Origin of the sequence: Cupriavidus sp. TMH.W2, assembly GCF_050847365.1 — a bacterium.
GTDB lineage: Bacteria > Pseudomonadota > Gammaproteobacteria > Burkholderiales > Burkholderiaceae > Cupriavidus.
This window is the reverse complement of sequence record NZ_CP193792.1, coordinates 3,727,495-3,749,115: the sequence shown is the minus strand read 5'-3', so window position 1 is coordinate 3,749,115 and position 21,621 is coordinate 3,727,495. Positions and strand designations below refer to the sequence as shown.

The 21,621-nt window shown below is 67.6% G+C and carries 21 protein-coding genes and 1 tRNA gene; 13 read left to right on the top strand and 9 right to left on the bottom strand.

Annotation, left to right across the window (positions count from 1 at the left end):
- The first annotated feature begins 2 nt into the window (after positions 1 to 2).
- The 7 genes from ACREYQ_RS17270 (at position 3) to ACREYQ_RS17240 (ending at position 5,764) form a co-directional block, all read left to right on the top strand.
- Positions 3 to 860 carry a DUF4390 domain-containing protein gene (locus ACREYQ_RS17270; protein ID WP_432258720.1) on the top strand — a complete coding sequence of 286 codons (858 nt, stop codon included), beginning with the start codon at positions 3 to 5 and terminating at the stop codon, positions 858 to 860.
- Positions 857 to 3,289, top strand: a complete 2,433-nt coding sequence (locus ACREYQ_RS17265; RefSeq protein ID WP_432258719.1) for a sensor histidine kinase — start codon at positions 857 to 859, stop codon at positions 3,287 to 3,289. Before ACREYQ_RS17270 ends, ACREYQ_RS17265 begins: the two co-directional genes overlap by 4 nt.
- A 52-nt stretch (positions 3,290 to 3,341) precedes the next feature.
- Positions 3,342 to 4,043 carry a response regulator gene (locus ACREYQ_RS17260; protein WP_432258718.1) on the top strand — a complete coding sequence of 234 codons (702 nt, stop codon included), beginning with the start codon at positions 3,342 to 3,344 and terminating at the stop codon, positions 4,041 to 4,043.
- Positions 4,044 to 4,103: 60 nt separating this feature from the next.
- Positions 4,104 to 4,179 (top strand) — tRNA-Phe (locus tag ACREYQ_RS17255).
- Between the two features lie 301 nt (positions 4,180 to 4,480).
- Positions 4,481 to 4,768: a BrnT family toxin gene (locus tag ACREYQ_RS17250; protein WP_432258717.1), complete on the top strand. Its 288-nt coding sequence runs from the start codon at positions 4,481 to 4,483 to the stop codon at positions 4,766 to 4,768.
- Positions 4,734 to 5,084 (top strand): BrnA antitoxin family protein, encoded by a 351-nt coding sequence (locus ACREYQ_RS17245; RefSeq protein ID WP_432258716.1) that lies wholly within the window; start codon positions 4,734 to 4,736, stop codon positions 5,082 to 5,084. Before ACREYQ_RS17250 ends, ACREYQ_RS17245 begins: the two co-directional genes overlap by 35 nt.
- Positions 5,085 to 5,281: 197 nt before the next feature.
- A complete protein-coding gene (locus ACREYQ_RS17240; RefSeq protein WP_432258715.1) occupies positions 5,282 to 5,764 on the top strand; it encodes a hypothetical protein in 483 nt (160 codons plus the stop codon).
- A gap of 9 nt (positions 5,765 to 5,773) precedes the next feature.
- On the opposite strand, the gene ACREYQ_RS17235 is transcribed toward ACREYQ_RS17240, so the two are convergent.
- Positions 5,774 to 6,310 (bottom strand): diguanylate cyclase, encoded by a 537-nt coding sequence (locus ACREYQ_RS17235; RefSeq protein ID WP_432260438.1) that lies wholly within the window; start codon positions 6,308 to 6,310, stop codon positions 5,774 to 5,776.
- A gap of 174 nt (positions 6,311 to 6,484) precedes the next feature.
- Complete coding sequence (locus tag ACREYQ_RS17230) at positions 6,485 to 7,027, bottom strand: hypothetical protein (RefSeq protein WP_432258714.1); 543 nt, start codon at positions 7,025 to 7,027, stop codon at positions 6,485 to 6,487.
- 95 nt (positions 7,028 to 7,122) lie between these two features.
- On the opposite strand from ACREYQ_RS17230, the gene ACREYQ_RS17225 reads away from it, so the two are divergent.
- On the top strand, positions 7,123 to 7,869 hold the full coding sequence (locus ACREYQ_RS17225) for an aquaporin (RefSeq protein ID WP_432258713.1): 747 nt from the start codon (positions 7,123 to 7,125) through the stop codon (positions 7,867 to 7,869).
- On the opposite strand, the gene ACREYQ_RS17220 is transcribed toward ACREYQ_RS17225, so the two are convergent.
- On the bottom strand, positions 7,853 to 9,514 hold the full coding sequence (locus ACREYQ_RS17220; protein WP_432258712.1) for a carbohydrate porin: 1,662 nt from the start codon (positions 9,512 to 9,514) through the stop codon (positions 7,853 to 7,855). The genes ACREYQ_RS17225 and ACREYQ_RS17220 overlap by 17 nt on opposite strands.
- A gap of 619 nt (positions 9,515 to 10,133) precedes the next feature.
- Here ACREYQ_RS17220 and ACREYQ_RS17215 point away from each other — a divergent pair.
- From ACREYQ_RS17215 to dinB, 3 genes are all read left to right on the top strand, one after another.
- Entirely contained in the window at positions 10,134 to 11,270 is a 1,137-nt protein-coding gene (locus ACREYQ_RS17215; protein ID WP_432258711.1) for a TRAP transporter substrate-binding protein, read from the top strand.
- Positions 11,271 to 11,411: 141 nt separating this feature from the next.
- Positions 11,412 to 12,320: an EamA family transporter RarD gene (rarD, locus tag ACREYQ_RS17210; protein ID WP_432258710.1), complete on the top strand. Its 909-nt coding sequence runs from the start codon at positions 11,412 to 11,414 to the stop codon at positions 12,318 to 12,320.
- 61 nt (positions 12,321 to 12,381) lie between these two features.
- A complete protein-coding gene (gene dinB / locus ACREYQ_RS17205; protein WP_432258709.1) occupies positions 12,382 to 13,461 on the top strand; it encodes a DNA polymerase IV in 1,080 nt (359 codons plus the stop codon).
- Between the two features lie 73 nt (positions 13,462 to 13,534).
- Here the strand turns inward: dinB and ACREYQ_RS17200 are convergent, their stop codons facing one another.
- Both ACREYQ_RS17200 and ACREYQ_RS17195 read right to left on the bottom strand, forming a co-directional pair.
- On the bottom strand, positions 13,535 to 14,551 hold the full coding sequence (locus tag ACREYQ_RS17200; protein ID WP_432258708.1) for a DUF2272 domain-containing protein: 1,017 nt from the start codon (positions 14,549 to 14,551) through the stop codon (positions 13,535 to 13,537).
- A 228-nt stretch (positions 14,552 to 14,779) separates the two neighbouring features.
- Positions 14,780 to 15,058 (bottom strand): HU family DNA-binding protein, encoded by a 279-nt coding sequence (locus ACREYQ_RS17195; protein WP_012354324.1) that lies wholly within the window; start codon positions 15,056 to 15,058, stop codon positions 14,780 to 14,782.
- A 1,201-nt stretch (positions 15,059 to 16,259) separates the two neighbouring features.
- Between ACREYQ_RS17195 and ACREYQ_RS17190 the strand changes: the two genes are divergently transcribed.
- On the top strand, positions 16,260 to 16,775 hold the full coding sequence (locus ACREYQ_RS17190) for an SET domain-containing protein (RefSeq protein WP_432258707.1): 516 nt from the start codon (positions 16,260 to 16,262) through the stop codon (positions 16,773 to 16,775).
- Between the two features lie 142 nt (positions 16,776 to 16,917).
- On the opposite strand, the gene ACREYQ_RS17185 is transcribed toward ACREYQ_RS17190, so the two are convergent.
- The 4 genes from ACREYQ_RS17185 to phhA all read right to left on the bottom strand — a co-directional run bounded on the left by ACREYQ_RS17185 (position 16,918) and on the right by phhA (position 20,890).
- On the bottom strand, positions 16,918 to 18,612 hold the full coding sequence (locus tag ACREYQ_RS17185; RefSeq protein ID WP_432258706.1) for a sensor histidine kinase N-terminal domain-containing protein: 1,695 nt from the start codon (positions 18,610 to 18,612) through the stop codon (positions 16,918 to 16,920).
- Positions 18,613 to 18,647: 35 nt separating this feature from the next.
- Complete coding sequence (locus ACREYQ_RS17180; protein ID WP_432258705.1) at positions 18,648 to 19,352, bottom strand: response regulator transcription factor; 705 nt, start codon at positions 19,350 to 19,352, stop codon at positions 18,648 to 18,650.
- Positions 19,353 to 19,512: 160 nt separating this feature from the next.
- Positions 19,513 to 19,812 (bottom strand): 4a-hydroxytetrahydrobiopterin dehydratase, encoded by a 300-nt coding sequence (locus ACREYQ_RS17175; RefSeq protein WP_432258704.1) that lies wholly within the window; start codon positions 19,810 to 19,812, stop codon positions 19,513 to 19,515.
- Between the two features lie 148 nt (positions 19,813 to 19,960).
- Positions 19,961 to 20,890, bottom strand: a complete 930-nt coding sequence (gene phhA, locus ACREYQ_RS17170) for a phenylalanine 4-monooxygenase (RefSeq protein WP_432258703.1) — start codon at positions 20,888 to 20,890, stop codon at positions 19,961 to 19,963.
- A gap of 168 nt (positions 20,891 to 21,058) precedes the next feature.
- On the opposite strand from phhA, the gene ACREYQ_RS17165 reads away from it, so the two are divergent.
- Positions 21,059 to 21,544: an Lrp/AsnC family transcriptional regulator gene (locus ACREYQ_RS17165; RefSeq protein WP_432258702.1), complete on the top strand. Its 486-nt coding sequence runs from the start codon at positions 21,059 to 21,061 to the stop codon at positions 21,542 to 21,544.
- Positions 21,545 to 21,621 lie beyond the last annotated feature (77 nt).

Here is a 21,621-nt window from a genome sequence, read left to right as displayed (position 1 = left end):
CGATGCTGAGCACGCCGCGCCTGTCAGACTTCCGCGTGAATGGGGATACCAGCGTAGGCACCATCGCGGACACGCGCAGCCTGCTGGCGCGCTGGTCGCTCGTGCTGGTGCTGGCGCTCGCAGCGGTGCTGTGGCTGCCCCCCGCGGCGCGCGCGCAGGTCATCGAGGCCACCGAAGCCCGCATCGAGTACCAGGACGGCGGCTTCGAGCTTGCCGCCAGCTTTGACTTCGACCTGCCGCCCGCGCTGGAAGACGCGTTGCACAAGGGCATCTCCCTCTATTTCGCGGTCGACTTCCAGCTCTCGCGCTCGCGCTGGTACTGGTTCGACGACAAGCCGGTCAACACCAGCCGCAGCGTGCGCCTGTCGTACCAGCCGCTGACGCGCCAGTACCGCGTCTCCACCGGCGGCCTGCAACTGCCGTTCACGCGCCTGAAGGGCGCGCTGCAGTTTATCCAGCACGTGCGCGGCTGGCGCATATTCGAGCGCAATGCAGTCAAGCCGGGCGAGAGCTACAACGCGGAAGTGCGCATGCGGCTGGACCTGTCGCAACTGCCCAAGCCGTTCCAGATCAACGCCGTCAACACCCGCGAATGGAACCTGGCCTCTGACTGGCGGCGCTTTGTCTATACGGTGCCGACGGACCTGAACGCGCCGCCACCACCCCCGCCGCCCGCACCGCCGCCGCCATCCGCGCCGGTTCCGGCGCCCGCATCGCCGGCGCTGCCGGCCTCGCCGGCCGTACCCGCACCTGCGTCGGCGCCTGCCGCGGCCGTTGACGGACGCGGCCTGACCATGCAGACGGTGTCGTACGGGCTGTCGCCCGCACTGCTGGTGCAGCCCGCATCGAGCCAGCCATGAACAACTCGCTGTGGGACAGCCGGTTCCGGCGCGTGCTGTACCGCGTCGTGGCCGGGATCATCGTCTTCCTGGCACTGGTGCTGGTGGGCCTGCTGGCCGGCGCCTCGGCCAACACCGAATTCTTCGATCGCTATTTCACGCTGCTGTTCAAGGTGAACCTGGTGATCGGCGCCCTGCTGGTGCTGATCGTGGGCGCGCTGGCGCTGACGCTGTGGCTGCGCTACCGCCGCGGCAAGTTCGGCACGCGGCTGATGACCAAGCTCGCCGTGTTCTTCGGCGTGGTGGGCGTGCTGCCCGGCGTGCTGATCTACCTGGTGTCGCTGCAGTTCGTTTCGCGCAGCATCGAGTCCTGGTTCGACGTGCGCGTGGAAACCGCGCTCGAGGCCGGCCTGAACCTGGGCCGCTCCACCATCGACAGCTCGCTCGCCGACCTGCAGACCAAGGCGCGCCTGATGTCCGAGCAGCTTGCCGGCGCCTCCGGCGTGGCCACCTCGCTGCAGCTGAACCGGCTGCGCGAGCAATATGGCGTTGAGGAAGCCGCCATCTTTACCGGCAGCGGCCGCGTGCTGGCCACGGCGTCCAGCAACTATGCGTCGCTGGTGCCGGACCTGCCTTCCGGCGTGCTGGCCGAACAGGCACGCCTGGCCGGCGGCTACGCGGCCGTGGAGGGCGGCACGGATCCGTCGGGCGACGGCAGCCCGGGCCCCGAGCGCGTCGACAGCAGCCACCTGTACCGGCTGCGCGTGATCATTCCGCTGGGCTCGACACCGGCCTCGGCGCGGGATGGGGCGGCCGGCACCAGCGCAGCGCGCGCACTGGCCAAGCCGCCGCGCTGGGCCGGCTCCGGCCTGTCCGTGGAACGGCGCCCGGAAGACTCGCCGTCAAGCGGCTTCGGCCTGGTCGGCGAGACCATGCGCGAAGAGCGCTACCTGCAGGTGCTGAACCCGGTGCCGGCCGTGCTGGCGCGCAACGCCGACGAGGTCCAGCGCGCATACCAGGAATACCAGGAAAAGGCGCTGGGCCGCACCGGCCTGCGCAAGATGTATATCGGCACGCTGACGCTGACACTGTTCCTGGCCGTGTTCATCGCGGTGATGCTGGCGCTCCTGCTCGGCGGACAGCTGGCGCGGCCGCTGCTGATGCTGCTGCAGGGAACCAAGGAAGTGGCCGAGGGCGACCTCTCGCCCAAGCGCGAGCTGAAAAGCCGCGACGAGCTCGGCATGCTCACGCAGCAATTCAACCAGATGACGCGCCAGCTGGCCGAGGCGCGCCTGGCGGTGGAAGAGAACCGCACCGCGCTGGAGCAATCGAAGGCCTACCTGGAAAGCGTGCTGCAGAACCTGACCGCCGGCGTGCTGGTGTTCGACCGGCGCTTCGTGCTGATCACCGCCAACCCCGGCGCGGAGCGTATCTTCCGCCAGCCGTTCGGCGCGGTGATGGGCCTGCCGGTGGAGCATATCCCCGGCATGGGGCCGTTCGGCGAGATCGTGCGCCAGGCCTTCTCGGACCAGAACACCAGCGAGGTGCTGGGCGGCGCCGAGCACTGGCAGAAGCAGATCGAACTGCCGCAGGGCGAGGAACAGCCGCTCACGCTGCTGGTGCGCGGCGCGCGCCTGCCCGGCGGCGAGCGCGACGAACCCGGCTATGTGATCGTCTTCGACGATATCTCCGATGTGATTTCCGCTCAACGCTCGGTCGCGTGGGGCGAGGTGGCACGGCGCCTTGCGCACGAGATCAAGAACCCGCTCACGCCGATCCAGCTCTCGGCCGAGCGCCTGCAGATGAAGCTCTCGCCCAAGCTTGAAGGCACCGATGCCGATGTGCTCAAGCGCGGCGCCGCCACCATCGTCAACCAGGTGGCCGCGATGAAGCGCATGGTCGATGACTTCCGCGACTACGCGCGCACGCCGCCCGCGGTGCTGCAATCGCTGCAGCTCAACAGCCTGGTGGCGGAGGTGCTGCACCTGTACGGCATCGACGACCCCGCGGTGCACGAACACCCGGTGATCCATCCGGCGCTGGGCACCGCGCTGCCCGAGATCAAGGGCGACCCCACGCAACTGCGCCAGGTCATCCACAACCTGTTGCAGAACGCGCAGGACGCCGCCGCCGAGAACGTCGCGGCCGGTAGGGCCGCGCCCCATATCACTCTGCACACCGAGACTGTAGAATACAAAGATTCTGCCGGCGAGAACCGGCAGGCCGTCAAGCTCACCATTGCGGACAATGGTCCCGGTTTTGCACCGCGAATCCTGAGCCGTGCGTTCGAGCCTTACGTGACCACGAAAGCCAAAGGCACGGGTCTGGGGCTCGCGATGGTAAAGAAGATCATTGACGAACACGGCGCGCGTATCGAGTTGCGCAATCGCATGGAAGGTGCGGAGATCGTCGGTGCACAGATCTCGATCCTGTTCGTTAAACTGACATAGTCAACATTGGCGTCCGGTCCCGGAACGCTGCGGTGGGGTTAAGAGGGGAAGTATGGCAACCATCCTCGTAGTCGATGACGAAATGGGAATCCGGGAGCTGCTCTCGGAGATTCTCAGCGACGAAGGCCACGTGGTCGAACTCGCGGAAAACGCGCATCAGGCGCGCGAATACCGCGCGGCGGGCACGCCCGACCTCGTGCTGCTCGATATCTGGATGCCCGATACCGATGGCGTGACCCTGCTCAAGGAGTGGTCCGCACAGGGACAGCTGACGATGCCCGTCATCATGATGTCGGGCCACGCCACCATCGACACCGCGGTCGAGGCGACCAAGATCGGCGCGCTCAATTTCCTGGAAAAGCCGATCGCGCTGCAGAAGCTGCTGTCCGCGGTGGAGCAGGGCCTGGCCCGCGGCATCGAACGTCCGCGCAGCAGCGCGGCCGCAGCGCCGGCAACAGCCCCTTCGGCCGAACCCGGCACCGCCGCCGCGCCCGAGTCCGCCGCCGAGGCCGCGCCCAACGGCAGCCCCGCGCGCGTGCCCGAGGCCGAGATGCAGTTCTCCTTCGACATGCCGCTGCGCGAAGCGCGCGACCTGTTCGAGCGCGCCTATTTCGAATATCACCTGCTGCGCGAGCACGGCAGCATGACCCGCGTGGCCGAGAAGACCGGGCTGGAGCGTACCCACCTGTACCGCAAGCTCAAGCAGCTCGGCGTCGAACTGGGCCGCAACAAGCCCGAGCCGGCCGAACAATGAAGCAGTGACGCACATGACGCTTGACTGGCCAAAAAAGTCCAGCTATAGTTTCGCTTCTTTGGCCCGGTAGCTCAGTCGGTAGAGCAGAGGATTGAAAATCCTTGTGTCGGCGGTTCGATTCCGTCCCAGGCCACCAGAACAGGAAAAGCCCGGCTCTTGCAGCCGGGCTTTTTGCATTGGGGCGCAGATTCCCACGCGCGCGCCATGCTTCCCTTGCTGTTGCCGCACCGGCGACACACTTCCATCCCGCTTCCGTCGTACTTCCCTGAACGTCCCGACACGAGTGATCGAGATCAAGATTCTCCGACGCGTGCGGGCACATTTTCAGGCCTTGCCCCGCCAGTAGCCGGACGTTGCCTGCTCCGACCGGCTCGAGGGAATTTTCGTATAGACAAATATTCCTTGCCTTGCCTATTTAACGCCAATACAATAAATAGATGCCGCTTGAGTTCGATCCCGTCAAGGATCTGGCCAACCAGATCAAGCATGGCGTACCGCTGGCATTGGCCGAAGCATTCGAAATGGATGGTGCGCTGATCCGGGACGATCTGCGCTTTGCATACGGTGAAGGGCGCATGGTCGCCACCGGGCTGATCGGCAACCGTGTGTTTGTGATGGTCTACATCATGCGAGGCGAGACGATGCGCGTCATCAGCCTGCGCAAAGCCAACCGCCGCGAGGTATTGAAGTATGTCGACGAAACGCAGGATCCATATCCCGACTGATGCCGAGGACAAGGCGCTGACGCGCGCTGCCCAGGCAGACCCGGACAACCCACCGCTGACCGATGCCGAACTGGCGCGCATGCGGCCCGCGCGGGACGCGCTGCCCAGGCTGGTTGGCGAGAAAGCAGCGCAGGCACTACTGCGGCCCCGCGGCCGCCCGGCACTGCCGGAAGACCAGCGCAAGGTCACGCTGAACATGCGCTGCGACCGCGACGTCGTAGAGGCCTTCAAGGCTACCGGCGACGGATGGCAGACGCGCATCAACGATGTGCTGCGTGCCTATGTGAAGTCGCATCGCATGCTGCCCGGTCGCTGACTGTCCTGGACTGATATTTTGCGCAACGCGCAACACCCAACCCAGAAGTAAATATCTTCTACTTGGCAGCCGGTCCATGTATCTCTACGATGCCCTGACGTGCTGCCGCCAGGCAGGGCGGGCCGAGCCGGCCAAGCCGCACCCACAACGCGGACATCCGGCCCGGGGCTGACACTTTCTTACCGGGGGGTCTTCTGATGGATACGTTGATCGGGACGGACGAGCGCTGGCCGCCGCAGACGGCGGGCGGCGAGCGCGGCTTGTGGAAGAGCACCGTGGCCGCGGCCAGCCAGGCGGCGGGGCGGATGCAGCAGGCGGTGTCGCAGACGCTGAAGCTGCAGAACAAGATCCGCGCGCTGCGCGACGAGCTGCACCAGATGGAAGCCGAGCGCGACGTCTACCGCGAACTGCATGCGCGCACGGTGGAAGAACTGCACCAGTCCATCGACCGCAGCCCGGCCGAGATCAAGCGGCTGCGCGCCGAGACCGAGGCCATGCAGGTGCGCCACCGCGCCTACAAGCTGCTGGTGCAGCACTATATGCGGCTGGGCACGCCGATCGATCCGGCGGTATTTGCCGAGCAGCGCAGCCGCGTGCAGCAGCACATCCTGTTCCAGCGCCGCAAGGGCATCCCGGTGACACAGATCAGCGTCGAGGACATCGCGTTCCTGCTGCGCTGAGACCCGGCGTCACGACGCGGGCACGGCCTCGCTGGCGTGCAGGCGGTCGTCGCTGACGACGCGGTTGCGGCCGTGCTGCTTGGCGTCATAGAGGCGCCGGTCCGCGACCGCCAGCAAGGCGTCGAGCGCCAGCGGCGCGCCAGCCGCGGATTCCGCCACGCCAACCGAGATCCTGAAGCGGATCAGCCGGTCCGATGGCGCCGCGGTGGTGTCGGCATCAGCCTCGACCACGCAGCCTTCAATGGCCACGCGCAGGCGTTCGGCAGTCTGCGCCGCCTCCGCCAGGTTCGTCTGCGGCAACGCCACGGCAAATTCCTCGCCGCCCAGGCGGCCCGGCAGGTCTGCCGCGCGCAGGGTGCCGCGCAGGGTCTGCGCGACCGTCGTCAGCACGCGGTCGCCCAGCGCAAGGTAGTGGTCGAACAGTTGCGTCACCACGCGCAGCGTGACCCAGAGCAGCAGCGGCAGCAGCAGCCAGACCAGCAGCAGCGGGCCGCTCATGCGCGCGGCCATTGCCATGGCCAGCGTGGACAGCGGCAGTACGTCCACCAGCAACCAGGGGCTCTGCCCGGCACGCTGGAAAAACAGGACGTCGCCGCTAATGCCGTTCAGTTAGCGACTGTCGTTCCCGCGCAGGCGGGAACCCAGTGACTTCATCCCCGAAGGGGACGTGAAAGACGCTGGATTCCCGCCTGCGCGGGAATGACGGTAGCGTTTGATACCTTAACTGAACGGCATTAGGACGTCGCCGCGGCTTTCCAGCATGCCCGCACCGCGCGCAAAGAATTGCGCCGGCGTATGGCCGGACCAGTTGCCGGGCACGGCCTGCGGCCACTTGAGCACACCACTGAAACCGCTCCCGGCCGCGGCAATGACATCGCCCTGCATATCGACCATGTAGCGCACCGTGTCCGGCGACGTCGCCGCCGCCAGCAGGTCATGCAGGCGTTTTTGCGCCACGTCCACGGCCACGACGCCGCGGAACTGGTTGCCGGCGTACACGGGCATGCTGATGGTGGTCAGCACCCGCGCACTGTCGAACTCGGTATAGAGCGGGGCCCAGTGGATGGCGCGCGCCGGCCGCGGCAATTCGATACCCATCGTCAGCACACAACAAAGCCGCCGCGCATTGACGCGCGCGGGGCCGGACGGAACACTGTCGCGACCGCGCGGCCCCTCGCGCGCCGGTCTTGCCACCCCAATGGCACGGTCCTGCCACTGTTCGAGGCGTCGTCTCAGGCGACGTTGTCCATCTTGCCGCTGCACGCTGTCCCCTCAGTCCTTCCCGCCGCTGCCCTGCGCGCGCGGCCGACCCCTTGCCGAATCCACGCGCCGCTGCGCGCCAGCAGCAGAGCGCAGCGATGAGTACGCTGGCGCGCCGCCTGGTGGCGGAAGGACTCGGCACGGCGCTGCTGGTGGCGATCGTGGTCGGCTCAGGCATCCGTGCCGAGCGCCTGGCCGCCGGCGACACCGCGCTGGCGCTGCTGGCCAATTCGCTGGCCACGGGGGCCGGGCTGGTGGCCTTGCTGGTGTCGCTGGGCCCGGTCTCGGGCGGGCATTTCAACCCGGTGGTAAGCCTGTCGGCGCTGGTGCAGGGCGCGTTGTCGCCGCGCGATGCGCTGCGCTATGTACTGGTGCAGGTGGCGGGCGGGGTCTGCGGCGTGCTGGCCGCGCATGCAATGTTCGGCGAGCCGGCGCTGGCCTGGTCGGCGCAGAGCCGCACCGGCGCGGCGATGTGGTGGAGCGAGTGCGTGGCCACCTTCGGCCTGATCGGGGTGGGCATCGGCACGCTGCGCAGCCGCCCGCAACTGGTGCCGTTCGTGGTGGCGGGCTATATCACCGCGGGGTACTGGTTCACGTCGTCGACCTCGTTTGCCAACCCGGCGCTGACCATCGCCTGCGCGCTGACCGATACCTTTACCGGGATCCGGCCGCAGGACGTGCCGGGCTTCGTGCTGGCCCAGATCGGCGGCGGCCTGGCGGCCACGCTGCTGTTCCACTGGCTGTGCCGCAAGCCGGCACCTGCGGCGGCTGCCGTGCCCGCGCAACCCGACTGGCGCGCCGCCCCCGCCAGCGTTCCTGCCAGCGCAACTACCAGCGCCGATTAAGCTGCACGCCGAAGACCGAGCCGCTCGCCTGCGAGGCCCACGCATCGGCCGGCGCAATGTAGCCGATGCCGTCCACGTCGCTGGCGCGGCTGTAGGTATAGAAGGCGCGCAGGTTGGCGTTGCCGGCAGACTTGCCCAGCGTCAGCGTGGGGGCCACGGTCAGCGCGGTGCGCTGGCCTCCGACGCCGAAGCCCGATGAGATCTGGTCGTGCGAGACCTCGAAGTTCAGGCGGAACTGGTCGCTCGCAATATAGGCGGGGCGCACGCGCGTGGTGGTCCACTGCAGCGTGCCGACCGGCGAACGGTCGAACTGCAGGCTTTGCTCCACCGCGCCGCCCAGCCCTGATCGGCCCTTCCATTCGATCGACTCCGCCACGCGCGTGCGCGACAGCCCCGGCCCCATGCCGGTATAGCCGGTCATGGCACTGCGCGAACCCGAGCCGAACTGCACGCCCAGCCGGTTGGTGCCGAACAGCACGCCTTTCTGCTCATGCAAGGCGGACGCCCACCAGGCGCCGCCGGTATCCTGCACCATCGGCTGCGCTTCCACGCGCGTGAAGCCGAGCTGGACCGAGCCCTGCTGGTTGGTGTGGATCGGCGCGGTGCGCAGCGAGTGATAGCTGGGCAGGTTCTGGCCGTTCTGGTCGGCGCGCGCCGTGTACTGGTAGTTCAGGCCGATATCGCCGATCACCCTGGCATTGTCGACGCCGAAGCGCATCGCCGTGGAATTCGGCGGCAGCAGGCCGGACGACATCAGGAAGGGCGCATTGTCGCGCCGGCCGGCCCACATGGTGGCGCCGTCCAGCACGGCCAGGCCGCTGACCGCGGTATAGAACTGCGGCACCAGCGCGTAAGGATCGATCGCCGCGGGGCGGCCATTGACGGTGGTGGCGTCGGTGCCGCGCGCCTGAGCGATCAGCATCACCTGCGCGCCGCCGTCCAGGTCGAGCACCGATTCGCGGATCTTGACCTCGCCAGCGCTGCGGCATGCCAGGCCGCCGCCGATGCCGGTGGACAGCGCGCCGCCGGGGCACGCGCGCATGGTGGCGGGACGCTCTTCGGCCGCGGCGCGGCCGCTGTAGCTGAGGCGCCAGACCGACTCCCCGGCGGGGTCGTCGGCGGGCAGCTGCGAGCGCAGCACCGGGGGCGCCTCTGGCGGCGTATCGGCATTGGCCGAAGCGCCGTCCGCGGGCGGGGTGGACGCCTGGGCCTGGAATTCGCCAAGCCGCGGCGGGAACAGCACCAGGGGCGGCGGCGGCGGGGCGGCGGGCGGTTCGGGTGGACCGACGAAATTCGGGTCGGCCGCAGTCGCCGCCGCGGCAACGCTTGCCGCCTCGGCCGGCGCTGGCGCGGTCACGCTGGCCGCGGGCGCGGCATCGCCCGCGATCAGGGCAGCGAGCGGATCGTCCGGGGCCGCGCTTGCCTCGGTGGCCGGCCGGGCCGGGGCCGGCGCTACCGCCGAGACCGTCGCCGGCACCGCCGGCAGCGGCCCGATACGGGGAGGCTGCAGGGTGGCGCTGGCCTGACCGGCGGGCAAAGCACCGCTCTGCGCGCACGCCGCCAGCCCCCACGTGGCCAGCACGGCAAAGCCGAGGCGGCGCAGGGGCAGACCGCGTCCGGCGCAAGCGCTGGGGCCGGGCGGCATCGGGGGGATTCGGCGGGAGGCGGGTGGCAAGTCGTACAACAATTCAGGCAAGCAACAACAATGGCCGGAGCAGGCAAGGGCTCCGGAGGCGGGACTGTTTTTTATCAGCCGACCCATTGGACCGCAAGCCGGGTTACAAAATCCATCACACCGTGCGCCGTCTCACGATGCGAAAAAACCCCGGATATGGCGTAATGCCGTTCAGTTAGCGACTGTCGTTTCCGCGCAGGCGGCAACCCAGTGACTTCATCCCCTAAGGGGACGTGAAAGACGCTGGATTCCCGCCTGCGCGGGAATGACGGTAGGGCTTGAGACCTTAACTGAACGGCATTACCGGATGTGGCGCAATTGATTAGCGAAAACCCGCACTTGCACAGGACCCCGTGGCGAAAGGGTCACCGCTATAATCGGCTGGCTTGTCTTTCGGGTAAGACAGCCCTTCGCCGTGGCCCGCGTCCGGCGCCCGGCATGCAGGGCCCGCCGCCGTGCCCGGTCGCAACAGGCACAGCGCTGCGCAGGCTGCCGTACCACGGCGGCCGGTGCGTCACGGTCCGGCGCGCGGCATCATGCAAGCCGCGGGCCCGCATCCGAATCAAAATCTATAAGAGGAGAAGTGGAGATGGAACGTCGTTCCTTTCTGTTGAAAGCGTCGGCCGTGGCTGCCACCGGGGCCCTGGCCGCATGCGGCAAGGGTGAAGAAAAGGCAGCGCCTGCCGCCGCCAGCGGCCCGGCCGCACCGGCTGTGGTCGGCAGCAATCCCGCCGTGGAATGGCGCCTGGCCTCGAGCTTCCCCAAGTCGCTCGACACCATCTTCGGCGGCGCTGAAATGCTGTCCGCCCGCGTCAAGGAACTGACCGACGGCAAGTTCAATATCAAGGTCTTTGCCGCCGGTGAAATCGTGCCGGGCCTGCAGGTGCTGGACGCGGTGCAGAACAACACCGTGCAGATCGGCCACACCGCCGGCTACTACTACTTCGGCAAGAACCCGACGCTGTGCTTCGACACCACCATCCCGTTCGGCCTGACCGCACGCCAGCAGAACGCCTGGATGCTGCAGGGCAACGGCATGAAGCTGATGCGCGAGTTCTTCAAGGAATACAACGTCGTCAACTTCCTGGGCGGAAACACCAACGCGCAGATGGGCGGCTGGTTCCGCAAGGAAATCAAGACCGTGGCCGACCTGCAGGGCCTGAAGTACCGTATCGCCGGGTTTGCCGGCGTGGTGCTGTCGCGCCTGGGCGTGGTGCCGCAGCAGATTGCCGGCGGCGACATCTACCCTGCGCTGGAAAAAGGCACCATCGATGCGGCCGAGTGGGTGGGCCCGTACGATGACGAGAAGCTGGGCTTCTACAAGGTGGCACCGTACTACTACTACCCGGGCTGGTGGGAAGGCAGCGCGCAGCTGTCGTTCTACGCCTCGGCCACCGAGTACGAGAAGCTGCCGGCGCTGTACAAGCGCGTGCTGGAAACCGCCACCATCGAGGCGCACACCAACATGATGGCAAAGTACGACACGGTCAACCCCCAGGCACTGGCGCGCCTGCTGGAAAACGGCGTCAAGCTGCGCCCGTTCTCGAAAGAGATCATGGAAGCCTGCTTCAAGGCGACCCAGGAAGCCTACGCCGACGAAACCGCCAAGAACCCGTCGTTCAAGAAGATCTATGACGACTGGCGCGTGTTCCGCAATAACGAGGCCGCCTGGTTCAACGTGGCCGAGCAGGCCTTCGCCCAGTTCAGCTACGCGCGCAAGCTGTAAGCCGGGGCCGGCCCTGGCGCTGCCGCAAACCCCATGTTCCTTCGGGACCATGGGGTTTTTTTCTGGCGGCGGCGCCAGCGCCCGCGCCGGGCGGGGATCGCGCGGCACCGGTAGAATCGCCGGCATCTACCGGAAAACCCTATGCAACTCGGCATCTTCTACGCCCTCATGGCCTACGTCATCTGGGGGCTGCTCCCGCTCTACATCAAATCGCTGCCCGGCATCGCGCCGGTGGAAATCCTGCTGCACCGGATGGTGTGGTCGCTGGTATTCCTGGGCCTGATCCTGGCGTGGCGGCGCCAGTGGGCGTGGCTGGGCAAGGTGCTCAAGGACCGGCGCCTGCTGCTGTCGTTCGGCGCCAGCGCGGCGCTGCTGTGCGCGAACTGGTTCCTCTATATCTGGGCGGTGTCGGCCAACCGCGTGGTCGACGCCAGCCTGGGCTACTTCATCAACCCGCTGTTCAGCGTGCTGCTGGGCGTGGTGTTCCTGCATGAGCGGCTGCGCCCGCTGCAATGGCTGTCGATCGCGGTGGCCGCGGCCGGCGTGGCCTGGCTGACGGTGGCGGCGGGCCAGTTGCCGTGGATCGCGCTGGGGCTGGCGGCCAGCTTCGGCGGCTATGGCCTGCTGCGCAAGACTGGGGCCCTGGGCGCGCTGGAAGGGCTGTCGCTGGAGACGCTGCTGCTGTTCCCGCTGGCCGCCGCGGCGCTGGCCTGGCTGTTCGGCACCGGCCACGACAGCTTCACCCACGCAGCACCGGGTACGCAGTGGCTGCTGCTGCTGGCGGGGCCGGTGACGGCGGTGCCGCTGCTGTTCTTCGCGGCCGGCGCGCGGCGCATTCCGCTGTCGCTGCTGGGCCTGCTGCAGTACACCGGGCCGACGCTGCAGCTGCTGCTGGGCGTGTGGCTGTGGAATGAGCCGTTCCCGGCGCAGAAGCAGGCCGGCTACGCGCTGATCTGGCTGTCGCTGGCCTTGTATGCAGCAGAAGGCTTGTGGATGAATACGCGGCAAAAACCGGCGAGCATCCAGGCGATTAATGAATCAACAAAATAATCAAACCCGTCCATTCATCGCGACGATAATTAACGGATAGCCGATCCGGTGCCTCGCCGCCATGTCCGCCCCGCCTGAAGCCACGCCCGCGGTCCAGCGCAAGATCATCCATTGCGACTGCGACTGCTTCTACGCCTCGGTCGAGATGCGCGACGACCCGTCGCTGCGCGGCCGCCCGATGGCCGTGGGCGGCGCGCCCGACCGGCGCGGGGTCATTGCCACCTGCAACTACGAGGCACGCGCCTTCGGCGTAAGGTCGGCAATGGCGTCGGCGCAGGCGCTCAAGCGCTGCCCGGAACTGCTGATCGTGCGCCCGTCGATGGACAAGTACCGCGAGGTCTCGCGCCGGATCTTTGCGATCTACCGCGAATACACCGGGCTGGTCGAGCCGCTTTCGCTGGACGAGGCCTACCTGGACGTGAGCCTGTGCACGCGCCACGCCGGCAGCGCCACCCGCATTGCCGAGGAGATTCGCCAGCGCGTGCGCGAGGAAGTGGGCGTGACGGTGTCGGCCGGCGTGGGCCCCAGCAAGTTCGTCGCCAAGATCGCCAGCGACTGGAACAAGCCCGACGGGCTGTTCGTGGTCAGGCCGGCGGCGGTCGATGCCTTTGTCGCCGCGCTGCCGGTGGAGCGCATCCACGGCGTGGGCAAGGTCACCGCGGCCAGGCTGCGCCGGCTGGGGGCCGAGACCTGCGGCGACCTGCGGCCATGGTCGCCCGACCGCCTGCACCGCGAGTTCGGCGTTTTCGGGGCGCGCCTCTACAAGCTGTGCCGCGGCGTGGACGAACGCGCGGTCACGCCCGAGCGCGAGCGCAAGTCGATCAGCGTGGAAGAGACCTATGCCGACGACCTGCCCGACCTGCAGGCCTGCCTGGCGGAGCTGGAACCGCTGGTCGCCATGCTCGAGGCCCGCATCGACCGCGCGCAGGCGCACGACACCATCGACAAGCTGACCGTGAAGCTGCGCTTTGCGGACTTCCGCCAGACCACGGTGGAATGCCGCGGCCATGCACCGGACCGCGCCGTCTACGCGCGCCTGCTGGCCGAGGGCCATGCGCGCCGGGGCTTGCCGGTACGGCTGCTGGGGGTGGGGGTAGGGACGAGCGACCGGGATACGTCGCAGCTGGAGCTGTTCGACTGAGCAGAAGATTATTCGGGCGAATTATCGATGCGCCTAAAATCACAACCACTCGATAAATAGCATCGATAACTCGTTACTGCAGCTCGTTCCGCATCACCAGCAACCACGGCATATGCGAATTGGTGACGCCGTCGAGCTGGCCAGAATCGCCCAGCTCGATTTCCTCCATCGAGACCGACTGCTGGACATTGCCGCCGATGGCGCGCACCAGGCGGGCGGCGGGGTCCACGGCCACCACGATGTCGCAATGCATGGGCGTCGTGCCGAAGCCGATTTCGGCGATGTCCTCGAGATAGCGGTCGCGCCCGCGGCCGGCGCAGATGATGTCGCCGGGACGAGGCATGGCGGGGACTGGCTCGATGCGGAAGGCGGGCCTGGGCAGGATGCCGTCGCGGGCGTCGACCACGTACATCGAATGCGACTGTCCGGTCAGGAACTGGCGCTCGTCCAGGCCCGCCTTGCGCAACACCCATGAAATGAACACCGCCGACCACGCCCAGGACCCCTGCGTGACCTGCCGGCAGCTCGGCGTTTCGCCGACGATGCCCCAGTAGCGGCGCGCCAGCGTGCAGCCCAGCGCGGTGGCCTCCATGCCTGTGCCATCCGGGAACGACAGGCAACTGGCCGCGGGCGGGGGATTGCCGTTGGATTTGGACTCGGTGTCGGTGGTGGCTGCCCTGGGCGCTCCCGTTTCCGCGGGCGCCGCTGGTTCGGGCCCTGGCGTCTCGGCCAGTGCCGGCGGCAACTCCGGCGCGGGCGCCGGGCTGTAGGTCACACAGGACGAGTCGTCCCGGCCCAGCCGCACCACCTGCCCGCCCCAGCGGCTCCATTCCTGGGTGGCGATCTCGACGATGCGCTCGCGCGGCGTGGCGCCCGGGCGCGTCACCGGCCGCTCCGTGTCGGGCAGCGCGCGCGCCTGCGGGCGCACCGGCTCGCTGACCGTGGCGCAGGCGCTCAGCAGGGCCAGCGCCGCCGCCACGCAGGCGGCACGCAGGGTGCCTGCCGCCGGTGGAGAAAGCTGTGGAACCGGCTGTGGAAAGCGCTGTGCATAACGCTGTGGAGATCTGCGGCGCGGCGGACGGGCAAGCATGTTGGCCCCACATGGCACGGCGCCCGGTGCGGCCTGTCGCGGCCACGGCTGGACGCCTGTTGGAAGACTTCGCGCGCCATCGCCAGGGTGTGGATTTGGCGATGCGGCGGGTACTGCAGAATATTCAGATCACGACTGTGGATAACGTCCCCCGCCTGGCGCACGCCCGCGCCCTCGGGCACCGGGGCGGCGGCATGGCGGGGTCAGGCTACTCCGGGCCCGTCAGGCTCACTGGTTGACAGCGTCCTTGAACTTCTGACCAGCCTTGAACTTCACGGTCTTGGCGGCTTCGACCTTGATTTCTTCGCCGGTGCGCGGGTTGCGCGCCATGCGCTCGCCACGCTCGCCCTTGCTGAACGTGCCAAAGCCGATGAGGCTGAGCGTATCGCCCTTGGCCACGGCGTCCATGATGGCCGACAGGGTCACGTTCAGTGCCTGTTCCGCCTTGGCCTTGGTCAGACCGTCCACGCCGGCTGCGATAGCGTCGATCAGTTCGGTTTTCGTCATGCTTCACTCCGTATCGAGTTGATAAAACACAGGCGTCCGCATGCCGGGCGGCCAGGCTGGCACGGCTCCGGCAAAGACGCCGCGGGCCACATGATACCGTGTCGGACAAGGCGCACCGGGAACAGATTGTTACCAGGCAGTTTCCGCAAGCCCGCGCCAGGCCGGGCTTCGCGGCAAATCGACGCAGTCAGGCAGCGCCGGAACGAAGGCCCGCAGGTGACGAAAACGCGCTATGGCCGCATGAGAACCATCAGGGTGTCGTAGCGCGCCGTTAGGCATGCAGATCGCGACAGGCCTCGCCAGAGGCCCTCACAGGGCTCCTGAGCGCCCGCAGGCACGCGGACAGGGCAGCAGAGCCAGCGCCCGCCAAAACTGCGGGAAGGCTCCTTGCAAGCCTCCCCATCGATAACTGCACTATGGTGCATGTTTTCCGGATCAACGCCCCGGATCATCCTGCATGGTTATTCGGCTCATGCATGACGCGGGTTCAAGCCGGTTAGCGGCTCTCTCTCGCAAGCCGCGGGGAGGCGCGTATACGCTGGCCCTTCCAGTTTCGCTGCTTTGCCGCATACGCCTGCCGGGGTATACGCGCTCCCAGCCAGGTCAAATCGAAAAGTTTCGCGCAATCCTGCCGTTTACGCCTGCCGCCATTCGGATGGGCCGCTGCGCGGGTGTCGTTCTTTCGGTTTACCTTTTTCTTTCATGTATACAAATAGTAGTAGTAGGTAAACGCCGGCCTCCTCTGTGGAAAACCCTGTAAACGTCTTTCCGTTCAAAGGTTTACGTAAACGAGAAGTGGTCGTATCCAGTGTTGGTCGAGGTGGATGACTCAGCCCGATGGATGAGGCTGGTCCCGGCCCCCCTCCGACTTATGCCTGAGGCATCCCCATGCCAGCCCCAGGCAGCCCACATCCAATCCGCGTGCTTTTCCACAGATCGGGGCCGGGTTATCCACATGCGGGGAGGTAAACGGACGCGGCGGGGCTGGTCGGGTAAACGGAAGTAGAGGGTGGGTGGGGCTGCGTATACCGGTGTGGCGACGTATACCGTCCGGTTTGCGGCTGGCTCGTGTCGATGCGGTTGCCGCCGGAGGTGGTTGCCACGTATACGTGCAGCAGCCGCCCCGGTATCATCCCCGATCGCGCCGGGGCGCCCGGCACCGGCCACCCAGGCACAACAGGCGACGAGCACGGAAAGGCAAATGGCGGACAAGGCAAAGCGCAAGGAAGCAGGCGAGGGCGGGAGGAAGACGGCGAGCGACCGGATCGAGGTGCGCCAGTCAGGCGTGCACGGCAAGGGCGTCTATGCCATCGCCCCGATCGCCGAAGGCGAGCGCGTGATCGAATACAAGGGCGAGCACATTTCGTGGAAGAAGGCGCTGGAACGCCATCCGCACGATCCCAGCGATCCCAACCACACCTTCTATTTCAGCCTGGACGACGGCAGCGTGATCGACGCCAAGTACGGCGGCAACCGCGCGCGCTGGATCAACCACGCCTGCGAGCCCAACTGCGAGGCGCGCGAGAAGAAGGGGCGCGTCTTTATCCACGCGCTGCGCGATATCGCCCTGGGCGAGGAATTGTTCTACGACTACGGCCTGGTCATCGATGCGCGCTATACCGCCAAGCTGAAGAAGGAATTCGAGTGCCGCTGCGGCAGCCCGAAATGCCGCGGCACCATGCTGGCGCCAAAGGAAAAGAAGAAGAAGGACAAGTAAGGCGATCGGAAGCAGGTTGTCGTTCCCCCGCAGGCGAGAGCCCAGTGATTTTTTCCCGGAGGGGACGTGAAAGACGCTGGATTCCCGCCTGCGCGGGAATGACGGATCGGTTAATTGAGTGCCATTGGTACTACGAGTGGCTTCATTTCGCCGATCCCGCCGGTTCGCATGGGACCCGGATCACGAAGCGCATGGTCGGCCGCCGCTCGGGCGCGCCGTCCGTGGCTGGCGCAACGCCGGCCGCAGCCGGTACCTGCGGCACATCCTCGATGCGGATGGTGCCCTGGTGCAGGGTGATGATCTCATGCACGATGGCCAGACCCAGGCCAGCGCCGGCCGGCTGGTCCGCGCGGCCGCCGCCCGGCTCGGGCGCACGGTCGCCGCCCGGCTCGGGCGCACGGTCGCCGCGGAAGAAGCGCTTGAACACTTCTTCGCGCCGCTGCGGCGCGATGCCGGGGCCGTTGTCTTCCACCATCACCACCGCCATGCCGCGGTGGCCCATGGCCTCGCCGCCGGCGCGCACCGTGATGCGCCCGCCCGCGGGCACGTACTTCACCGCATTGTCGATCAGGTTGGACAGGGCTTCGCGCATCAGCAGCCGGTTGCCGCGCACCACCGCGGGCGCGCCGCCGGTGAAGGTGGGGCCGGGCAGGATCTCGAAGCCCAGGTCGATGCGGCGCGCCAGCGCCTGCGGCACCCACTCGGCCCCGGTCTCGAAGGCCAGCTCGGCGAGGTCGAAGTGCTCCACCGGCCCGAGACGCTCCAGCGACAGCCCCGGCTCGGCGCGTGCCAGCGACAGCAGCTGGTTGGACAGGCGCACCGCGCGGTCGGCGGCGGTCTGGACCTCGCGCAGCGCGTGCCGGGCGACTTCCAGCGAATCGGCTTCCTGGGCCCGGTCGGCATGCAGCTTGACCGCGGTCAGCGGCGTGCGCAGCTGGTGCGCCGCGTCGGCAATGAACTTGCGCTGGGCGTCGAGCGCGTCGCGCAGCCGCGCCAGCAGCGCATTCAGGCCGCGGATCAGCGGTGCCACCTCGGCCGGCACCTGGGTTTCATCCAGGGCGGCAAGCGAGCGCGCAGTCTGCCGGTTGAGCTTGTCGGCCAGGATCTGCAGCGGCACCAGCTCTTCCTTGAGCACATGCGACAGGATCAGGCTGCCGACCAGCAGCAGCAGGATCAGCGGCACCGATACCGACAACAGGATCTCGTTGGCGGCGGTCTCGCGCCGGTCCAGCAGTTCGGCCACCTCCACCACGATGGGTCCGCGCGCCGGCTTGCCGGCTTCGCTGGTGCCGAGTTCATCCACCGCGATGCTGGGCAGCATCACCGGCAGCCGCACCGCGCGCACCTGGCGGCCGCTGAACCAGGCGTAGAACAGGCGCGCGTCGTGCAGCGTGGTCTGGCCGGTGCCGTAGCCCAGCCAGGTGTCCATGCCGCCGATCAGCCCGTCGGGACCGTGGATGCGCCAGTAGATGCGGTCGTTGCCCTCGGCCTCGACCAGCGTCTGCGCGATCATCGGGATGTCGTGCTCCAGGCGCGGGCCCGCGATGCGGATCTGCTGGGCGATGCTGTTGGCCACGCCATACAGCGCGCGGTCGAACACCTGCGTGGTGTAGTGCGCCGCCAGCCAGTACGACAGCGAGCCGCTGGTCAGCACCAGCGCAAACAGCGGCGTGGCCAGCGCGCGCAGCAGGTGCACGCGCAGGCTGAGGTTGAGGCCGGGCCGGGTGGCCTGGCGCGGGGCGGGCGCGGCAGCTTCGCTGCCGGGCGCAGCCTTGCCGCCGCCGGGGGGATCAGCCGTGGCTGAATCGGAGCGGGCGTTGCGGGATCTGGGCCACATGGCCTAGGCCGGGAGTCGCGAGGGCAGCGGGGGCTTCATTTGCCGGCGCGCATCTGCAGCAGGTAGCCGAAGCCGCGCACGGTGACGATCTCGACATCGCTGTCTTCCAGCTTCTTGCGCACGCGGTGCACGTAGACCTCGATCGCGGTGTCGCCGACGGTGTCGCCGCCCTCGCCGGCGGGGTGGGCAAAGGTAGCCAGGTGGTCCTGCAGCTGCGCCTTGCTGACCACGCGGCCCTGGCGCTGCAGCAGCAGCTCCAGCACCGCGAACTCGCGCGGCGACAGTTCCAGCGGGCGGGCGTCGATAAACATGCGGCGGTCGTTGCCCGACAGCCGCAGGCGCCCCAGGCGCACGTCGCGCTCGGGCGCGGCCTCGCCATGCTGGCTGCGGCGCAGCAGCACGCGCACGCGCGCCTCCAGCTCGGGCAGGGCGAAGGGCTTGATCAGGTAGTCGTCGGCGCCGGCGTTCAGGCCGGAGAGCTTGTCTTCGAGCTCGTCGCGCGCGGTCAGGATGATGACCGGGGTGGTGCGGTTGCGGGCGCGGTAGCGCGCCAGCAGGGTCATGCCGTCGATGCCGGGCAGGCCCAGGTCGAGGATGACCAGGTCGTGCTGCTCGCGCAGCAGGTGTTCGGTGGCATAGACGCCGTCATGGACGACGCGCACCTGGTGGCCGGCGCGGGACAGGCCGGCTTCGACGCCGCTGGCAATCTGGCGGTCGTCCTCGATCAGCAGGATACGCATGGCGGCAGCTCGGGTAGGACGTTGGGCATGACTGGAGGGAAGGCCTTGTGGCGCACACGGGAGGTGCGGGCCTGCGGCAGATTGTACTAGGCGCAGGCCGCGGGTTCCTTACGGATTGCCTACAGCTGCAATGCCTTGCCGCCCGATTCAGCCGCCAGGCTCAGTCCGTCACCGCGTCGGCGGCGCGCTCGATGAAGCGGGCCAGGTCGATGTCGCGCTGCGTCAGGCCGTTGGCATCGTGCGTGGACAGCGTGATGTCGACCCGGTTGTAGACGTTGAACCATTCCGGGTGGTGGTCGGCCTTCTCGGCCTGGATCGCCACGCGCGTCATGAAGCCGAAGGCGGCGTTGAAGTCGTGGAAGGTGAAGCGCTTGAAGATCGCGTCGCGGTCCGGGACGGTGGTCCAGCCGGGCAGGTCGGCGAGGAGCGTGGCACGGGCTTGCGGGGAAAGAGGCGTCATGATGGGCTCGATCTGAATCTTGGGGAAAAACGTGGGTCGCAAAATGCGGACAGCCGGCCCGCCCGCGCCGAGGCGGCGGGCATGCCGGCATTGTTTCATAAAGCGGGAAGCGGGGCAGGACGCCCCGGGTTTGCGGTCGGGTGCCGGATCAGATGTCGTCGGTATCGGCCCAGCCTTCGCGGTTGCCGGCGTTGAGCACCTGGTCGCCCGGGGCCACGTCGCCCGCGCCCAGCGTGGGCTGCGCGCGCAGTGCTTCGTACAGCGGCGCAAAGTCGGGCCGGGTGGCGTCAAACAGCTGTTCGAAGCTGTCGATCACGAAGTAGGTCTTCTGGAAGGTGTCGATGCGGTAGCGCGTACGCATGATGCGGCGCACATCGAAGCCGATCCGGTTGGGGCTGGCCGAATCCAGGCTGTAGATCGACTCGCCCTGGCTCGACAGAATGCCCGCGCCGTAGATGCGCAGCCCTTGCGGGGTGCGGATCAGGCCGAATTCAACCGTGTACCAGTACAGCCGCGACAGCATCTCCAGTGCGCCGAGGCCGGCCGCCTTCAGGCCGCCCTTGCCGTAGGCTTCCATATAGTCGGCGAAGACCGGGTTGATCAGCAGCGGCACGTGGCCGAACACATCGTGGAAGCAGTCCGGTTCCTGCAGGTAGTCCAGCTGCTCGGGCTTGCGCATCCACCAGCTGGCCGGGAAGCGGCGGTTGGCCAGATGCTCGAAGAACACCTGGTCCGGCACCAGGCCGGGCACGGCCACGACTTGCCAGCCGGTGGCGCGCATCAGGGTCTCGTTGAGCTGGTCGAAATCGGGGACGCGGTCCTTTTCCATGCCCAGCGTGGCCAGGCCTTGCAGGAACTCGTCGCTGACGCGGCCCTGCAGCATTGAGGCCTGGCGCTCGTACAGCTTGCGCCAGATGGCGTGGTCGGTGCTGGTGTAGCGGTGCACCGGCTGGGCGATGGTGAAGTCCGGGCGCAGTGCCTGGCCGGACAGCAGGCCGGCGTCGAACTGTTCCTTGAGCTTGTCGGTCAGGGTGCCCTGGAAGGCGCCGGGGGCTTCGGTGGCCGTTGCGATGGACATGGGTGCGCGTCTCCTGAATGCGTGCTTGCTGCATCGGCGGCAGCGTGAATGCGGATTTACTGCGTAGTTTAGGCGTCGGATGGCGCAATCTGGCCGCATAATCCGCCTGTTTCCAATGGATCGTGCATATAATTTGCAGCATCCGATCAAGAAATGCGGGATTTGTGTATGGCTGCCCAAAGCGTCTCCCTTGACCCTTATGACCTGGCCCTGCTGGCCGCGCTGCAAGCCGATGGCCGCACCACCCACCAGCAGCTGGCCGAGCGCGTGCACCTGTCGCCCAGCCAGGTCGGGCGCCGGCTGGCGCGGCTGGAAGCCGACGGCGTCATCACCGGCTACCGCGTCAACCTGTCCTCGCAGGCGCTGGGCCTGGGGGTGATGGTGTTTATCAGCGTCAAGCTGGCCCACCATGCCGACACCATCATCGAGCGCTTCCGCGAAGAAATTCTGCTGCTGGAAGAGGTGCAGGAGTGCTATTCGGTGGCCGGCGAGGCCGACTACCTGATCCGCGTGGTGGTGCCCGACCTGCCCACGCTGGCCGAATTCACCATGAAGCGGCTGATGCGCGTGCCCGGCGTGGAAAGCGTGCGCTCGAATATCGTGCTGACTGCGATTAAATGCGACGGCCCGCTGCCGCTGTCGCACCTGCGCTAAAACTTTTCCGGCGGCGCGCTGCAGGTTTGCGTGCCGGTCTTGCGCTCCTGTGGCGTGCGTGTCACCCTCGCCGGGTG